Genomic DNA, 17,244 nt, shown 5'->3' with positions numbered 1-17,244 from the left:
GTTCCTGAGGTGCGCCCGTTCCGGGCCAACGCTTTGCGTTGTTCAAAAACACTCCTGGCGTTTTTGTCTCTGACGCGGGACGCTTTCCTGTTCTGACCGCGTTCTCAGCGCTTCTGGCGGGATGATGGCTGTCAGGTTCATCCGCATCTGACCCGGTCAGCAATCTGACGAACGCCGTCTCAGTTACAACTCAAGCTCAATCTCGCCTTTAGCTTTGCAGCAGCAGGGCAGAATCTCATCCTGCTGCACAAAGGCCAGCGGCCGCTGTGGGTAATGCACTTCGCCTTTCAGCAGCCGCATCCGGCAGGAGCCGCAGTAGCCTTCGCGACACTGAAACTCCACGCAGAGATTATTGGCTTCCAGCAGCGTCAGCAGATTTGTATGCTCGTCTGTGCATTCCAGCCGGGTGCCGGAAGTGCGCAGAATAACAACGTCGCGGCTCATGATTAAAGCTGGAAGTCGTCGAAGTCGTTTGCGCCCACTTCAGAGTCAATCTGACCCACCAGATAAGAGCTCACTTCCACTTCCTGCGGTGCAACCTGGACGTTGTCAGACACCAGCCAGGAGTTAATCCACGGAATCGGGTTAGAGCGCGTCTGGAAGGGCAGATCAAGGCCAACCGCCTGCATACGGATGTTGGTGATGTACTCAATGTACTGGCAGAGAATGTCTTTGTTCAGGCCGATCATTGAACCGCCGCTGAACAGATATTCCGCCCACTCTTTCTCCTGCAGCGCCGCCTTCTTAAACAGATCGAAGCACTCATCACGGCACTCTGCCGCAATCTCTTTCATCTCCGGATCGTCTTCACCGCTGCGCAGCAGGTTCAGCATATGCTGAGTGCCGGTCAGGTGCAGCGCTTCATCACGGGCGATTAACTTGATGATTTTGGCATTGCCTTCCATCAGCTCACGCTCAGCGAAAGCGAAGGAACAGGCGAAGCTGACATAGAAACGGATGGCTTCCAGCGCATTGACGCTCATCAGGCAGATGTAAAGCTGCTTTTTCAGGGCGCGCAGGTTGACCACAACCTGCTTGCCGTTGACCTGATGGGTGCCTTCGCCTAGCTGGTGCCAGTAGTTGGTCATCTCAATCAGATCGTCGTAATAACGCGAGATATCCTGGGCGCGGGCCAGAATCTGCTCATTGGTGACGATATCGTCAAACACCACCGCCGGATCGTTAACGATGTTACGGATAATGTGGGTGTAAGAACGGGAGTGGATCGTCTCGGAGAACGCCCAGGTTTCAATCCAGGTTTCCAGCTCAGGAATTGAAATCAGCGGCAGCAGGGCGACGTTCGGGCTGCGACCCTGGATTGAATCCAGCAGCGTCTGGTACTTCAGGTTGCTGATGAAGATGTGTTTTTCGTGGTCCGGCAGCGCCTGATAGTCGATGCGATCGCGTGAAACATCCACCTCTTCCGGACGCCAGAAGAAGGAGAGCTGCTTTTCAATCAGCTTTTCGAAGATGTCATATTTCTGCTGGTCGAAGCGTGCCACGTTGACTGACTGACCGAAGAACATCGGCTCTTTCAGCTGATCATTTTTGTTCTGTGAGAAAGTGGAGTAAGCCATAAAAAGTGTCCAAAAGTAGACGAAGCCAGGCCTCGTGAAATGAATGAGGCGGGAGTTTCTCCCGCCTGACCATTAGATCTTACAGGCGCCGCTCTCGCAGCCATCATCCTGGATAGAAGGTGCCAGATCATCCTGTGCATCTTCAGCCCCGTCACGGGTGTTCTGATAGTAGAGCGTTTTTACGCCGAACTTGTACGCCGTCAGCAGATCTTTCAGCAGCTGTTTCATCGGTACTTTACCGTTGGCAAAGCGTGACGGATCGTAGTTAGTGTTAGACGAAATCGCCTGGTCGATGAATTTCTGCATCAGTCCCACCAGTTGCAGGTAGCCATCGTTGTTCGGCATTTCCCACAGCAGTTCGTACTGATCTTTCAGACGCTCATACTCCGGCACCACCTGACGCAGGATGCCATCTTTTGATGCTTTGATGCTGATGTGGCCGCGTGGTGGCTCAATACCGTTGGTGGCATTAGAGATCTGCGACGAGGTCTCAGACGGCATCAGCGCTGACAGGGTCGAGTTGCGCAGGCCGTGCGTTTTGATCGCTTCGCGCAGGCTTTCCCAGTCGAGATGCAGCGGTTCGTTGCTGATCGCGTCCAGATCTTTCTTGTAGGTGTCGATAGGCAGAATGCCCTGCGCATAGGTGGTTTCGTTGAACCACGGGCAGGCACCTTGCTCTTTCGCCAGTTCGTTTGACGCTTTCAGCAGGTAGTACTGAATGGCTTCGAACGTTTTGTGGGTCAGGCCATTAGCGCTGCCATCGGAATAACGCACACCGTGCTTCGCCAGATAGTAAGCGTAGTTGATCACACCAATGCCCAGGGTACGACGACCCATGGCACCACGCTGGGCAGCCGGAATCGGGTAGTCCTGATAGTCGAGCAGGGCGTCAAGGGCACGCACCGCCAGGGTAGCCAGCTCTTCCAGATCGTCGAGGCTTTCGATAGCACCGAGGTTAAACGCAGAGAGCGTACACAGGGCGATCTCACCGTTTTCGTCGTTCACATCTTCCAGCGGTTTGGTCGGCAGGGCGATTTCCAGGCAGAGGTTAGACTGGCGAACCGGCGCGATGCGCGGATCAAACGGGCTGTGGGTGTTGCAGTGATCCACGTTCTGAATGTAGATACGGCCGGTAGAGGCGCGTTCCTGCATCATCAGCGAGAAGAGATCGACCGCTTTAACACGCTGTTTGCGGATGCTCTGATCCTGCTCATATTTGGTGTAAAGGCGCTCAAACTCATCCTGATCGGCGAAGAAGGCGTCATAGAGGCCAGGCACGTCAGACGGGCTGAACAGCGTGATGTCTTCGCCTTTAAGCAGGCGCTGATACATCATCTTGTTGAGCTGCACGCCATAGTCCATGTGACGCACGCGGTTACCTTCAACACCACGGTTGTTCTTCAGTACCAGCAGGCTTTCAATTTCCAGATGCCACATCGGGTAGAACAGCGTTGCTGCGCCGCCACGCACGCCGCCCTGAGAACAGGACTTCACTGCGGTCTGGAAATGCTTGTAGAACGGGATACAGCCGGTGTGGAACGCTTCACCGCCACGAATCGGGCTGCCCAGCGCACGGATACGACCGGCGTTGATGCCGATGCCGGCACGCTGAGAAACGTATTTCACAATCGCACTGGAGGTGGCGTTGATGGAGTCCAGGCTGTCGCCGCACTCGATCAGCACACAGGAGCTGAACTGACGCGTCGGGGTACGGACGCCAGACATGATTGGCGTCGGCAGAGAAATTTTAAACGTTGAGATCGCATCATAGAAACGCTTGATGTAATCCATACGCGTGTCGCGCGGATAGCCGGAGAAGAGGCAGGCGGCGACCAGAATGTAGAGGAACTGCGCGCTCTCGTAGATTTCACCCGAGACGCGGTTCTGCACCAGATATTTGCCTTCGAGCTGTTTCACTGCGGCGTAGGAGAAGTTCATATCACGCCAGTGGTCGAGGAACGTGTCCATCTGCGCAAACTCTTCCTGGCTGTAATCTTCCAGCAGGTGACGATCGTATTTGCCCATGTCGACCATCTTAACAACCTGGTCGTAGAGCTTCGGCGGTTCAAACTGACCATACGCTTTTTTACGCAGGTGGAAGATCGCCAGGCGGGCAGCCAGGTACTGATAATCAGGGGCATCGCGAGAGATGAGGTCTGCTGCGGCCTTGATGATGGTCTCATGAATGTCAGAGGTTCTGATGCCATCATAGAACTGAATGTGAGAGCGCAGCTCCACCTGTGAAACGGAGACGTTGTTCAGCCCTTCAGCTGCCCAGTCCAGCACACGGTGAATTTTGTCGAGATCAATGCGCTCCTGGCGGCCATCGCGTTTAGTAACGAGCAGACTCTGGTTCATGTCGCGTTTTTACCTTTGCGTGAGTATCCAAAAATTAAAAGAAATCCCGGTTTATGCACAGCATATTCATTGTGAATAATGTGTGGATAAACACTACATCTTGGGGGTGATGGGAAATACCATAACTACATGGGGGCTTATTTTAGTATTTTACGGCGGCTTAACAAGAGCAAAAAATGATGGATAGAGGGGTTGTATTTCTGGCGAAAATTCTTAGGCCATGCCTTGTAAGGCCTGGCAACATGTCAACCGGATCACACTTTTTTTTCTAACTTTGATCGGACGCGTATTTCTTATTCAATCCTCCACATTCGGCCCGTGTGGGGAGGAAAAATAGCGAAAAGAGACTACCCGTCCGGGGCATGGCCTGGGCGCGCGTACTGAAAACTGAGGCAGACCAGCGTGATTCTGACGTAACCCACTGGCAGACAAGACGATGCTTCTGTGGCGGCTGATTTTGTGAACAGTTGGAAAGGAAAAGCAAATAATAAGCCCGCCGTGATTCAGGCGGGCTGAAGCGTTACACAGCGCGGTGAGTGTGCACCATGTAATTCACATCCGTGCCGGGTGCCAGTTTGAAGCGGTTGGTCACTGGGTTGTAGTGCAGGCCGATGATGTGACGTTCACGGAGGTCCGTTTCATCGACCCAGCACAGCAGTTCAGACGGACGGATAAATTTCTTCACGTCATGCGTACCGCGCGGCACCATGCGCAGCACATATTCCGCGCCGAATACCGCCAGCAGCCAGGCTTTGGGATTGCGGTTCAGCGTAGAGAAAAAGACGTCGCCGCCGGGTTTAACCAGTTTCGCGCAGGCGTGCACCACCGAGCGCGGGTCCGGCACGTGCTCCAGCATCTCCATGCAGGTCACCACATCATATTTTCCAGCGTGCTGCTCTGCATGCTCTTCTACGGTCTGCTGCACATAGTCCAGCGTCACGCCGCTTTCCAGCGCATGTAAACGTGCCACGGCCAGCGGTTCCGCGCCCATGTCCAGGCCAGTCACCACTGCGCCTTCACGCGCCATGCTTTCGGCCAGAATGCCGCCGCCGCATCCGACGTCGAGCACGGTTTTACCAAACAGACCGTTGCTGTGCTGCGCGATATAGCCCAGGCGCAGTGGGTTGATGCGGTGCAACGGTTTAAATTCACCCTCCAGATCCCACCAGCGCGAGGCAACGGCCTCAAACTTGGCAATTTCCTGCGCATCGACGTTCTGCTGATGATTCTGCGGTTGTGCATTCATTGAATCGTAACTCCTGACAAAATGTGCCCACAGTATAAACGCTTAACCGCGGATGGCACACCTTTCAGGGGCAATGAAAAGCGGGTGAAATCGGTGGTTAACGTTCACCAGAGCATTGCAGTGTGATATACTTTCGCACCTTTAAAATCCGGGATTAAGTAGAGGGATAGCGGCTCCATGAGCGACCTTGCGAGAGAAATTACACCGGTCAACATCGAAGAAGAATTAAAAAATTCTTACCTCGGTTACGCCATGTCGGTCATCGTTGGCCGAGCTTTACCCGATGTGCGTGATGGCCTGAAGCCGGTTCATCGCCGCGTACTCTATGCGATGAGCGTACTGGGTAACGACTGGAACAAACCCTATAAAAAATCTGCCCGCGTCGTTGGTGACGTTATCGGTAAATATCACCCGCATGGTGATTCCGCCGTTTACGACACCATTGTACGTATGGCCCAGCCTTTCTCCCTGCGTTACATGCTGGTGGACGGACAAGGCAACTTCGGTTCCATCGACGGCGACTCCGCCGCGGCGATGCGTTATACCGAAATTCGCATGTCGAAAATCGCCCACGATCTGTTAGCTGACCTGGAAAAAGAGACCGTCGATTTCGTGCCGAACTACGACGGCACAGAGCAGATCCCTGAAGTTCTGCCGACCAAAATCCCGAACCTGCTGGTGAACGGTTCATCCGGTATCGCCGTGGGTATGGCAACCAACATTCCGCCGCACAACCTGCGTGAAGTGATTAACGGCTGCCTGGCTTACATTGAAGATGAGAACATCAGCATAGAAGCGCTGATGGAGCATATTCCGGGGCCTGATTTCCCGACCGCCGCCATTATCAATGGTCGCCGCGGCATCGAAGAAGCGTACCGCACCGGACGCGGTAAAATTTACATTCGTGCGCGTGGCGAAGTAGAAGCCGATGCTAAAACGGGCCGCGAGACCATCATCATTCACGAGCTGCCGTATCAGGTGAACAAAGCACGCCTGATTGAGAAGATTGCGGAGCTGGTGAAAGAGAAGCGTGTCGAAGGCATCAGCGCACTGCGCGATGAGTCTGATAAAGACGGCATGCGCATCGTGATTGAGATCAAGCGCGATGCGGTCGGCGAAGTGGTGCTGAATAATCTCTATTCACTGACCCAGCTGCAGACCTCGTTTGGCATAAACATGGTTGCGCTGCATCAGGGCCAGCCGAAGATTATGGCGCTGAAGGAGATTCTGGATGCCTTCGTTCGCCATCGTCGTGAAGTGGTGACGCGTCGTACCATCTATGAACTGCGCAAAGCCCGCGACCGTGCGCACATCCTGGAAGGTCTGGCGATTGCCCTGGCGAATATCGATCCGATTATCGAGCTGATTCGTCGGGCACCCAACCCGGCAGAAGCGAAAGCGGGCCTGCTTGCCCGTGCGTGGGATCTCGGTAACGTGTCAGCGATGCTGGAACGTGCAGGTGATGACGCCGCGCGTCCGGAATGGCTGGATCCGCAGTACGGCATCCGTGATGGTCAGTACTATCTGACCGAGCAGCAGGCTCAGGCGATTCTGGATCTGCGTCTGCAGAAACTGACCGGCCTTGAGCACGAGAAGCTGCTGGATGAGTATAAAGCGCTGCTGGAGCAGATCGCTGAGTTGCTGCATATTCTGTCGAGCGCTGAGCGTCTGATGGAAGTGATTCGCGAAGAGCTGGAGCTGATGCGCGATCAGTTTGGCGACGATCGTCGTACAGAGATCACAGCGAATACCGCAGATATTAATATCGAAGACCTGATTAATCAGGAAGATGTTGTGGTGACGTTGTCGCATCAGGGCTATGTGAAGTATCAGCCGCTGAGCGACTATGAAGCGCAGCGTCGTGGCGGTAAGGGCAAGTCAGCCGCACGTATCAAAGAAGAGGACTTCATTGATCGTCTGCTGGTGGCCAATACCCATGACACGATTCTTTGCTTCTCAAGCCGTGGCCGTCTCTACTGGATGAAGGTTTATCAGCTGCCGGAAGCGAGTCGTGGCGCACGTGGACGTCCAATCGTCAACCTGCTGCCGCTGGAAGCTAACGAGCGTATTACGGCGATTCTGCCGGTACGTGAGTATACCGAAGGCTTCAATATCTTTATGGCGACCGCACTGGGCACCGTGAAGAAGACTGCGCTGAAAGAGTTCAGCCGTCCGCGCAGCGCTGGCATTATTGCCGTGAATCTGCGTGATGACGATGAGCTTATCGGTGTGGCGCTGACCAACGGCAACGATGAAGCGATGCTGTTCTCAGCGGCCGGTAAAGTGGTGCGTTTTGCAGAGACCGCAGTCCGTGCGATGGGACGTACCGCCTCCGGCGTGCGCGGTATCAGGCTGGCCGAAGGCGATCGTGTCGTGTCGCTGATTGTGCCGCGTGAAGAAGGTGCCATCATGACCGTAACGCAGAATGGTTACGGTAAGCGTACTGCCAACAGCGAATACCCGACGAAGTCGCGTGCGACCCAGGGGGTTATTTCAATCAAAGTGACCGAGCGTAATGGTCCGGTGATTGGCGCGGTTCAGGTCGTCGATGGCGATCAGATTATGATGATCACCGATGCCGGTACGCTGGTGCGTACCCGCGTTTCAGAAGTGAGCGTTGTGGGTCGTAATACCCAGGGTGTGATTCTGATTCGTACCGCAGAGGATGAGAACGTAGTGGGTCTGCAGCGTGTTGCTGAGCCGGTTGAAGAAGAAGAGCTGGATTCAATCGACGGCAGCGTGGCGGAAGGCGAAGATGATATTGCGCCGGAAGCAGAGATCGACGATGAAGAGATTGCACCGGATGCGGATGCAGAGGACGACGCGGCAGAAGACGAAGAGTAATTTGTCTGACAGGTGCTGAGCGTCGTTGCAGAAACGGCAGGTCAGGGGAAACCCGGCCTGCCGTTTTTTTATGCCTGTACATAAGGGTTGGGCAGAAGTGCCTGAAAGTGGGGCGGGTGGCTGCGGGATGGGAGCCGCTGAAAGACCCGCAATGCCCGATCGCAAAGGATTCCCGCATCCCTGCGGGTCGTCCACGCCATCCATGGCGTGGACGCTTTGCTCTACGGGCACAGCGGGTCTTTCCTGTTGTGGCTGGGGTGTCGCTTTTCAGGGGCCGACAGTGGCGTTATTAAGAGGTGGGTTGGGAAAAGGGCGGGTGGCTGCGGGATGAGAGCCGCTGAAAGACCCGCAATGCCCGATCGCAAAGGATTCCCGCATCCCTGCGGATCGGCCACGCCATCCCTGGCGTGGACGCTTTGCTCTTCGGGCATAGCCGGTCTTTCCTGTGTGGCGGGGATGTCGCTTTTCAGGGGCCGACAGTGGCGTTATTAAGAGGTGCATTGGGAAAAGGGCGGGTGGCTGCGGGATGGGAGCCGCTGAAAGACCCGCCATGCCCGATCGCAAAGGATTCCCGCATCCCTGCGGATCGACCACGCCATCCGTGGCGTGGACGCTTTGCTCTTCGGGCACAGCGGGTCTTTCCTGCTGTGACTGTGGTGTCGCTTTTCAGGGGCCGACAGTGGCGTTATTAAGAGGTGCATTGGGAAAAGGGCGGGTGGCTGCGGGATGGGAGCCGCTGAAAGACCCGCAATGCCCGATCGCAAAGGATTCCCGCATCCCTGCGGGTTGGCCACGCCATCCGTGGCGCGGATGCGTTGCTCTTCGGGCACAGCGGGTCTTTCCTGTTATGGCCGGGTGGCGCGTTTTGGGATAGGAAAAGGGCGGGTGGCTGTGAGAGGGGAGCCGCTGAAAGACCGGCAATGCCCGATCGTAAAGGATTCCCGCATCCCTGCGGATCTATCACGCCATCCGTGGCGTGGACGCGTTGCTCTTCGGGCATAGCGGGTCTTTCCTGTGGGGCTGTGGGGTTGCTTTTGGCCGGTGCGGACAGCCAGGGAGTGCTGACGTTGAGGGGGGTATCTTTCTTGTCGGAATACAGCATCACTATTAGCCCTCTGGCGTGGCGGCCTGAGCTGTCCTAAAAGATTCCCAAACCTGCCGCTAAGCCTGCGGCCGGCTGGCTTTTTTCGCCTGATAAAGCTAGTGTATGGGCATTAAAAATCGATGATGCGACTAACCTTGCCAACTGCGAGTTACCTTTGAAATATCCTGTCTCTTTCCGCACTACGCTTCGCATCTCGCGCTATCTTTTTCGCGCGCTGGCGCTGCTAATCTGGACGCTGGGCGCTGTTCTGACGGCGTTTTACATCATCAGCGTGCTGCACAATAAAGAGACGCAGGTCCGGCAGGAGTTTGCCAGCAACTATGGCACGATACAGTGGTATGTGCGCCATTCGGCGGACATGATGCGCGAGCTGAAATATATCACTGAAAATCGCTTAACCAACGCCAGCAGTGGTCTGGATGTGCTCACCGGCATGATGCCAGGCAAAACAACCCAGCCGCAGTTTACGCCACTCTTTTCGGATGGCGACTGTACCTCAATGAGCAATACCTGGCGCAACTCGCTTGATTCACTCAGCTATTACATCAATTACTGGAAGAGCAACTTCGCCTCATCCTATGAGCTTAATCGGGTATTTTTTATTGGTGGCGAGAGTCAGTGTCTGGCCGATTTTACGATTGGCAGCAGCAATGCAGATCGGGAACGCAGCCTGAAATCGCTGCGTGAGAATGTGCTGCGCTATCGCAATAGCAGTGAAGAAGATCGCCGCAATCCAATGTACTGGATCAACAGCAGTGCTCAGCCGGGCGTCGGCACTTTCTATATGGTGGTGCCGGTTTATGTCGCCAATAAGTTACAGGCGCTGCTGGGCGTTGAGCAGAATATCCGGCTGGATGAGTTTATTCAGCCGGGCAGCCTGCCGATTATCGCTTCCATCACCGATGAAAATTACCGTCCACTGCTTAATTCGCGGCGTGGCGGGCTGGGCTTCTCGCTCGATAATCTGCCTGATGATAAAACCTGGTTTGGTTATCTGAATGGCTATCGTCAGCTGGTGCTTAAGAAACCGCTGCCGCCATCCGATCTTAACGTGGTCTGGTCGATACCCACCGACGTCATGGTGGATCAGCTTAAGCTGATGATCATTAATGCGCTGCTGCTCAATATTTTCAGCGCGGTGATCCTCTTTACCCTCGCCTGGGTCTTTGAGCGCCGTATGTTCCTGCCAGCGGAGGAGAATGCGCACCGGCTGGAAGAGCATGAGCAGTTCAACCGTAAGATTGTTGCCTCTGCGCCGGTCGGGATCTGTATTTTACGCACCAGCGACGGCACCAATATTCTGAGTAACGAGCTGGCGCATAATTATCTGACGTTGCTGACGCAGGAAGATCGCCTGCGCCTGAATGAGATTATTGGCGGGCAGCAGGTCAATTTTGTCGATGTGCTGACCGGCAGTAATACCAACCTGCAAATCAGCTTTGTGCATTCGCGCTACCGAAATGAGAACGTGGCGATTTGCGTGCTGGTCGATGTGTCGGCGCGTGTACGAATGGAGCAATCTCTGCAGGAGATGGCCCACGCGGCAGAGCAGGCCAGCCAGTCAAAATCGATGTTCCTTGCCACCGTCAGTCACGAACTGCGCACGCCGCTTTATGGCATCATCGGTAACCTCGATCTGCTACAGACCAAAGAGCTGCCCAGCGGGATTGACTCCCTGGTCACGGCGATGAACAACTCCTCCAGCCTGCTGCTGAAGATCATCAGCGATATTCTCGACTTCTCAAAAATTGAATCCGAGCAGCTGAAAATTGAGCCGCGTCCGTTTGCACCGCGCGAAATTGTGACCCACATCGTCGGTAACTACCTGTCGCTGGTGGTGAAAAAGCGGCTGACGCTCTACTGCTTTATCGAGCATGACGTGCCGCAGGTGCTGGATGGCGATCCGCTGCGTCTGCAACAGGTCATCTCAAACCTGCTGAATAACGCGATTAAGTTTACGCACACCGGCTGTATTATCCTGCACGCCTGGGTTGCAGAGGGCTATCTGGCCTTCCGCGTCCGTGATACCGGCGTCGGCATCCCGGCGAAAGAGCTGCCGCGCCTGTTTGATCCCTTCTTCCAGGTGGGAAATGGCGTGCAGCGTAATTTCCAGGGCACCGGACTGGGGCTGGCAATCTGTGAAAAACTGATCAACATGATGGACGGTGATATCGAAGTCGACTCAGAGCCGGGCATGGGCAGCCAGTTCATTGTGCGCATTCCGATTTACAAAGGGCAAAAGCCGTCACTGATGCTGCTTGAGGATCTACAGGATAAGAAAATCTGGCTGGCGATGCGCAACGACTATCTGGCGCAGTTTATCACCCGTCAGATTCAGCAGCAGGGCATTGAGGTTGCGGAGTATAACGGTAAGCCGGGTCACGACGATGTGGTGATGACCGATTACGACCTGGACATCGACCTCCCGCTGCGGGCGCTGGTCACCTTTGACGGATCGCATGTGGATATGCCGCGTGAACGTCAGCCGGGACGCTGGATCCACTCAACAGCCACGCTGCATGAGGTGTCGGCACTGCTGGCGCGTATTTATCGTATTTCGCTGGGCAATGACGCGGCCGATGCGCTGCTGCTCGCCGCGCCGGTAGAAGAGAAAGTCCACAACGACGACATCATGGTGCTGATTGTCGATGACCACCCGATTAACCGTATGCTGTTGTCGGAACAGCTTGGCACGCTGGGCTACCAGGTGAAAACCGCACAGGATGGTGTGGATGCGCTTAACGTGCTGAGTCGGAATGAGATCGACATCGTGCTGACTGACGTGAACATGCCAAACATGGATGGTTATCGCCTGACGCAGCGGTTACGTCAGCTGGGCCACCTCTTCCCGGTGGTTGGCGTGACGGCGAATGCGCTGGCGGAAGAGAAACAGCGGTGTATGGATGCAGGCATGGACAACTGTCTGTCGAAACCGGTGACGTTAGACGTGCTGAAAGTCACGCTGGCAATCTATGCTGAGCGGGTTCGTAAAACGCGGATGGGGTAGGGCAGGAAAGGGCAGAGGTAAGGCGGTGCAGGCTGCACCGCCTCAGACATCACTTAGTCTCTTTCAACCTGAGTCTGGCTGACAGATGACAGGTAGTTCAGCAGCGCGATATCGTTATCCACGCCCAGTTTCATCATTGCTGATTTCTTCTGGCTACTGATGGTTTTGATGCTGCGGTTCAGTTTCTTCGCGATTTCCGTTACCAGGAAACCTTCTGCGAACAGACGCAGCACTTCACTTTCTTTCGGTGACAGGCGCTTGTCGCCATAACCACCTGCACTGATCTTCTCCAGCAGCTTCGCAACGCTTTCCGGCGTATATTTCTTGCCTTTCTGCAGTGCAGCCAGTGCCTTAGGCAGGTCAGTAGGCGCGCCCTGTTTCAGGACAATCCCTTCGATATCGAGATCAAGTACTGAACTCAGAATCGCCGGGTTATTGTTCATGGTCAGAACGATGATCGAAAGATCCGGATAGTGGCGTTTAATATATTTAATCAGCGTAATGCCATCGCCGTACTTCTCACCTGGCATAGAGAGGTCGGTGATCAGGACGTTGGCGTCAAGCTTGGACAGATTATTGATCAGTGCTGTTGAGTCTTCGAACTCACCTACGACGTTGACCCATTCAATTTGTTCCAGAGACTTTCGGATACCGAAAAGGACAATTGGATGGTCATCGGCAATAATTACGTTTAAGTTATTCATCTTATTGGTTACCTTGCTGCAGCAGTTGATTGACGTAAGCGTCAATATCACTGGTGGTATTTGTAATGTTTGAATCGTCACACGCTTTAATGTGGTGTTCTAACTCTTCACAAAGCTGTTTGCCGGGAGTCAGATTGAGCATGGCAAACACGCCCTTTAGGCGATGCGCTGTCTGAGCAAGCGAGGCGTAGTCCTTTTCCGCCGACTCAGTATACAGTCTCTTTACATCAACCGGTACTGTCTCCGTAAACAGCTGGAAATAGCCGCCGCTCATCAATGGCGTGGCCGTGTCGTCTTCCATGTCATTATCCATCACATCATGCGACAGTTGCTTCTCAATCAGGGCCAGCAATGCATCCAGCATTGCATTACTGAGATTGAAATTCACCCGATACTGCTGGTCGTTCAGGGCATGATGACCCAGCTCATCTTCCGCCAGCAGCAGTGCCCAGCCGCTGAGCTTTGAGGGGTCGTCGGTCACCAGCACATCGTGATCCTGACCGGAAATGCGTTCATCAGGCGTCAGACACCGCGCACCCCAGTTCTCCAGATGACGGCAGACGATTTTATGCACGTCCTCCACGGTGATCTCCACCAGCGCGGTCACGCCATCCAGAATCTTTTCCTCTTCTTCTTCATGCGTCTGCTCCGGCACCAGCGGCAACTGCATGTTATAGCGCGTGCCGATATCCGCTTTTGCCACGATATCGAGACTGCCACCCATCTGCTTGCAGAGCTGCTTACACAGGAAGAAGGCCATGCCGGAAGCCTGCCCATAGCGATCCTGGCTGGTATCGCCCAGGAACGGGAAATCGACGTTGGCCAGTTCATCCACCGTCAGGCCCGCACCGGTATCCACCAGTTCGATGATCACTCTATCGGCCTGTTTGTCCGCCGCCTTAACTTCCAGGGTGATTTTTCCCCAGCGGGTGGTGGTCAGGGCGTAGTGCATCAGCGTGGTCAGCACTTTGCGCAGGGCGCGACGATCGCCAAATCGCGTCTCGTCATTGGCCAGATGATTATTCACCACCAGCGACAGCCCTTTGCGGCGCATCAGCGGCAGGCTTTCCAGGGCGATTTCGTCCAGCAGTTCCTGCAGGTTAAAAACGGTCGCATCAGGTGACCAGTCATGCGCCTCAAGCCGGTTCAGCAGCACGATATCATCCACCAGCCGCGCCAGCCCCTGACTCTCATCGAGCAGATCCAGCACGGTCTCATCGGCATCACGCTGGCTGAGCTGCACCAGCTGCGTCACCATCTTCTCCAGAGGCTGATTCAGCGCATGACCCAGATTGTGCAGCAGCTGCTGACGCATCTGATGGTTACGATCCAGCACCTGCTGCGCTTTCTGCAGTTTTTTATTCACCAGCAGCTCGCGATCCTGGTCACGCATCATAAACAGCTGGGTATGCGGCGACAGCACGCTGCGTGCGTGGCGGATTTCATACACCTCGTTATTGATAGTGGCCTGCAGCACGCCCTGATGCTGGTCGGACATATTAATAATCTTCTGCAGGTTGAGATGAGGCAGAAGATGTTCAGCAATCTTATTGCTCAGCAGGGTGCGGTTGCTGGCAAAGTCATACACCAGCAGGCCGACCGGCAGGCTGGCGACAATCTCTTCATTCAGGACCCGCAGCGAGTCGAGTTCAGCGCTCTGGTTCTCGCTGGGACGCAGCGACTGCTGGCGCAGCAGCACGATACCCGCCAGCGACAGCAGGAACAGCAGCAGGTTGATCAGCAGCGGCCAGAGCAGATTATGCAGGCTGTCGATAATCAGACGGGTAATCGGGACCTGATAGACCAGCTGCAGTGAGGTGCTGGGCAGGGTCGCTGTAATCTCAATATTGGGATTAACCAGCGTGATGCGGGTATTTTCCACTTCCTGCTGATCGGCTGTCGTGGCAGGCAGCGAGCTGTCCTGACGCAGCTGGAAGTTTTCCAGCGGCATGTTCTGCGGAACAATGTCGTTAACCGGCAGATCAAAGGCAACCACCGTCGCCAGGTGGCCCGGCTGATTGAAGGTGGTACGCAGCGTGAAATAGTGATCGTTCTGGAAGGCAAGATGGCGCAACGGCGAGAAACTCTCGCGCTCATCCAGCGCATTGGCCTGCTGCAACATCTCTGCCCGGCGGCTATCCACCATGGAGCTGATGGCGCTCTCTTTGTACCGCGTCGCCATATCTTTCAGCGGCAGGGTCGAGATCATGATCAGGCTATTGTCCTGACCATTCAAAAAGTACATCGACCAGGTGGGATTTTCTGCACCCCACAGCGTGTCGAGATAGTTCGACATCCGCATGGTCATGTCGAGCGTGCTGCTGTCATGTGAGCCGAAAATCAGCGCTTCGGTTTTACGCCGGGTTTTTTCCAGGTAATAGACGTCAGGACGCAGTCGCGTTTCCTGCAGATTACTGCCAGGAGTTGCGCCTGCTGCACTGGTGGAGAGATTTTCATAAATCTGCCAGGTGGCAAAACGATAGGCGTCGATACGCTTCTGCACGTCACGCGCCAGATCGTCCATCGCATAGCGTTTGCCGGTCAGCCAGGCATTGACCGAGTTATGCACCATAAAGCCCAGCGCCAGCAGCAGCACCAGATTGAAAACCACAAAAAAGCGGGTGACATTGCCGGAGGTCAGTGGAAACTTATACAACATAGCGTGTCAGGTACCTGAATTATCGCGCAACTTTTCGCGCACTGGCGGCTACCGCTAACAGCAACAGCGCGATCAATAAAAATGCGCCGCTGAGGCCGATCCATTGTGAAATGAATCCGATTAAAGCCGGACCTGAGAGAATACCCGCATATCCCAGCGTTGTCATGGCAGAAATCGCCAGGTTCGCAGGCATATCCCGTTGATTCCCGGCAGCATTGAACAACATCGGCACCGTGTTGGATAAACCAAAGCCAACCAGCAGGAATGCCAGCAGGGCGATTTCCGGCCAGGGCAGCCAGACGGCCAGGCTCATGCCCGCTGCGGCAGTCAGCGCACCCGTCAGCATCACCGGATAGCGGCCGAAACGCTGGATGATCTTATCGCCGCTAAAACGACCCAGCGTCATCGCCACGGAAAAGACCGCATAGCCCAGTCCGGCATAGGCGGGGGACATCGCCGGATTCTGCAGCAACAGCAGCGCCCCCCAGTCCAGTACTGCACCTTCCGCCAGGAACAGGATAAAGCAGAGCAGGCCAAGAAAGGCAACCCAACCGCGTGGGATCACCAGCCAGGGCTGATCGGGCTGGTGCAGACGCTGGCTCATCAAGACGGGCAGTCGCCACAGCAGCAGTAAAAGCATCACCGCCATTACCACCAGGGTAGCGGCCAGCGGGGTAAAAGAGCGGCTCAGCAACAGGCTGACTGTACCCGCGCCCAGAATCCCGCCCAGACTGAAGAAGCCATGAAAGCCGGACATCATCGGCTTATCGGCAGCCTGCTCAACCTGCACCGCCTGATAATTCATCGCCACATCCAGCATGCCCAGACCGGCGCCAAACAGCATCAGCGCTGCTGCCATCACCAGATGAGAGTCAGCCGTGGCCAGCAGCGGCATCATAAGCAGCACTAACAGCGTGGAGAAGCCCATCACCCGGCGGCAGCCAAAACGCGCCACCAGCGTGCCGGTTACCGGCATCGCGGCCAGCGAACCAATCCCCAGGCAGAGCAGTAACGCGCCAAGTGAGGCACCGCTGAGCTGCAGACGATCGCGGGCAAACGGTACCAGCGGTGCCCAGGCTGACATCCCTAAGCCATTGATCAGAAAAACGGTGCGAGTGCCCCAGTTCAGGCGGCTCTGATGCTTATTTTGTTGTGCAGCGTCCAGTGCAGTCATAGGTCAGATTCATCAATGGTAAAGCGGAAAAGTGTAGCACTGACCATGAGTCGGTGGCCGTTGTGCCTCTTATCAGAAGTGGCGAAGCACCATCACATCAATGACAAAACCGGGAGTTTACCGACTTTTGCTTCGCCGCGAATTTTTTCCAGAACTTTCCTGGTATGACCACCGTGCGCGCAGCGTGACTTAACTCAAATTTCACTGTCGTTTTTCAACGACTTGCTGCTGAACAACGTGGAACAGGGCCACCCATAATTGATGGCTGAATCGCATAATTAACAAATTTATTTTTCAGCCCTCATGTTTTCCAGAGAGGGTTTTTTGACCACTTTGCATCATTTATGGAAACAGTCAGCAATAAATTGACATGAAAAAACAAGGGCAAAGCGCACTTTTCGAAAACCTCATTTCATATGCGGCTAATGTAATTGAGATTAAATCATAATGAAATCTGTACATTGACGTTGATTTTTAGCACGGTTACGCTAAAAATTATTCTGTCAGAACCGTTACGTTTCGCGTAAGTCTGTACAGCTAAATCTAACAATAATACCGTCACGCTCCGTT

The 17,244-nt window shown here is 54.7% G+C and carries 9 protein-coding genes; 2 read left to right on the top strand and 7 right to left on the bottom strand.

The genetic code is table 11. The annotated features are described in order from the left end of the window. Positions 1-183: 183 nt before the first annotated feature. The 4 genes from yfaE to ubiG form a co-directional block, all read right to left on the bottom strand. Entirely contained in the window at positions 184-444 is a 261-nt protein-coding gene (gene yfaE, locus N5J69_RS04340; protein ID WP_013358564.1) for a class I ribonucleotide reductase maintenance protein YfaE, read from the bottom strand. Positions 445-446: 2 nt separating this feature from the next. Continuing rightward, positions 447-1,577, bottom strand: coding sequence for a class Ia ribonucleoside-diphosphate reductase subunit beta (nrdB, locus tag N5J69_RS04335; protein WP_279768311.1), 1,131 nt, complete (start codon positions 1,575-1,577; stop codon positions 447-449). 72 nt (positions 1,578-1,649) lie between these two features. Beyond that, positions 1,650-3,935, bottom strand: a complete 2,286-nt coding sequence (nrdA, locus tag N5J69_RS04330; protein WP_279768308.1) for a class 1a ribonucleoside-diphosphate reductase subunit alpha — start codon at positions 3,933-3,935, stop codon at positions 1,650-1,652. 520 nt (positions 3,936-4,455) lie between these two features. Continuing rightward, positions 4,456-5,181 (bottom strand): bifunctional 2-polyprenyl-6-hydroxyphenol methylase/3-demethylubiquinol 3-O-methyltransferase UbiG, encoded by a 726-nt coding sequence (gene ubiG, locus N5J69_RS04325; RefSeq protein ID WP_279768306.1) that lies wholly within the window; start codon positions 5,179-5,181, stop codon positions 4,456-4,458. A gap of 177 nt (positions 5,182-5,358) precedes the next feature. On the opposite strand from ubiG, the gene gyrA reads away from it, so the two are divergent. Both gyrA and rcsC read left to right on the top strand, forming a co-directional pair. Further along, entirely contained in the window at positions 5,359-8,025 is a 2,667-nt protein-coding gene (gene gyrA / locus N5J69_RS04320; protein ID WP_279768305.1) for a DNA topoisomerase (ATP-hydrolyzing) subunit A, read from the top strand. 1,259 nt (positions 8,026-9,284) lie between these two features. After that, positions 9,285-12,137: a two-component system sensor histidine kinase RcsC gene (gene rcsC, locus N5J69_RS04315; RefSeq protein WP_279768304.1), complete on the top strand. Its 2,853-nt coding sequence runs from the start codon at positions 9,285-9,287 to the stop codon at positions 12,135-12,137. Positions 12,138-12,190: 53 nt separating this feature from the next. On the opposite strand, the gene rcsB is transcribed toward rcsC, so the two are convergent. Genes rcsB through N5J69_RS04300 form a run of 3 tightly spaced genes read right to left on the bottom strand, consistent with a single transcriptional unit; the run spans position 12,191 to position 16,674 of the window. Continuing rightward, positions 12,191-12,841 (bottom strand): response regulator transcription factor RcsB, encoded by a 651-nt coding sequence (gene rcsB, locus N5J69_RS04310; RefSeq protein WP_009089068.1) that lies wholly within the window; start codon positions 12,839-12,841, stop codon positions 12,191-12,193. Position 12,842: 1 nt separating this feature from the next. Then, positions 12,843-15,500 carry a phosphotransferase RcsD gene (rcsD, locus tag N5J69_RS04305; protein ID WP_279768303.1) on the bottom strand — a complete coding sequence of 886 codons (2,658 nt, stop codon included), beginning with the start codon at positions 15,498-15,500 and terminating at the stop codon, positions 12,843-12,845. 19 nt (positions 15,501-15,519) lie between these two features. Continuing rightward, a complete protein-coding gene (locus tag N5J69_RS04300; protein WP_279768302.1) occupies positions 15,520-16,674 on the bottom strand; it encodes an MFS transporter in 1,155 nt (384 codons plus the stop codon). Positions 16,675-17,244: the final 570 nt, after the last annotated feature.

Source organism: Pantoea sp. GD03673 (genome assembly GCF_029844725.1).
Taxonomy (GTDB): Bacteria; Pseudomonadota; Gammaproteobacteria; order Enterobacterales; family Enterobacteriaceae; genus Pantoea.
Note: the sequence above shows the minus strand (reverse complement) of the source record. Positions and strands in the feature narration are given on the sequence as shown.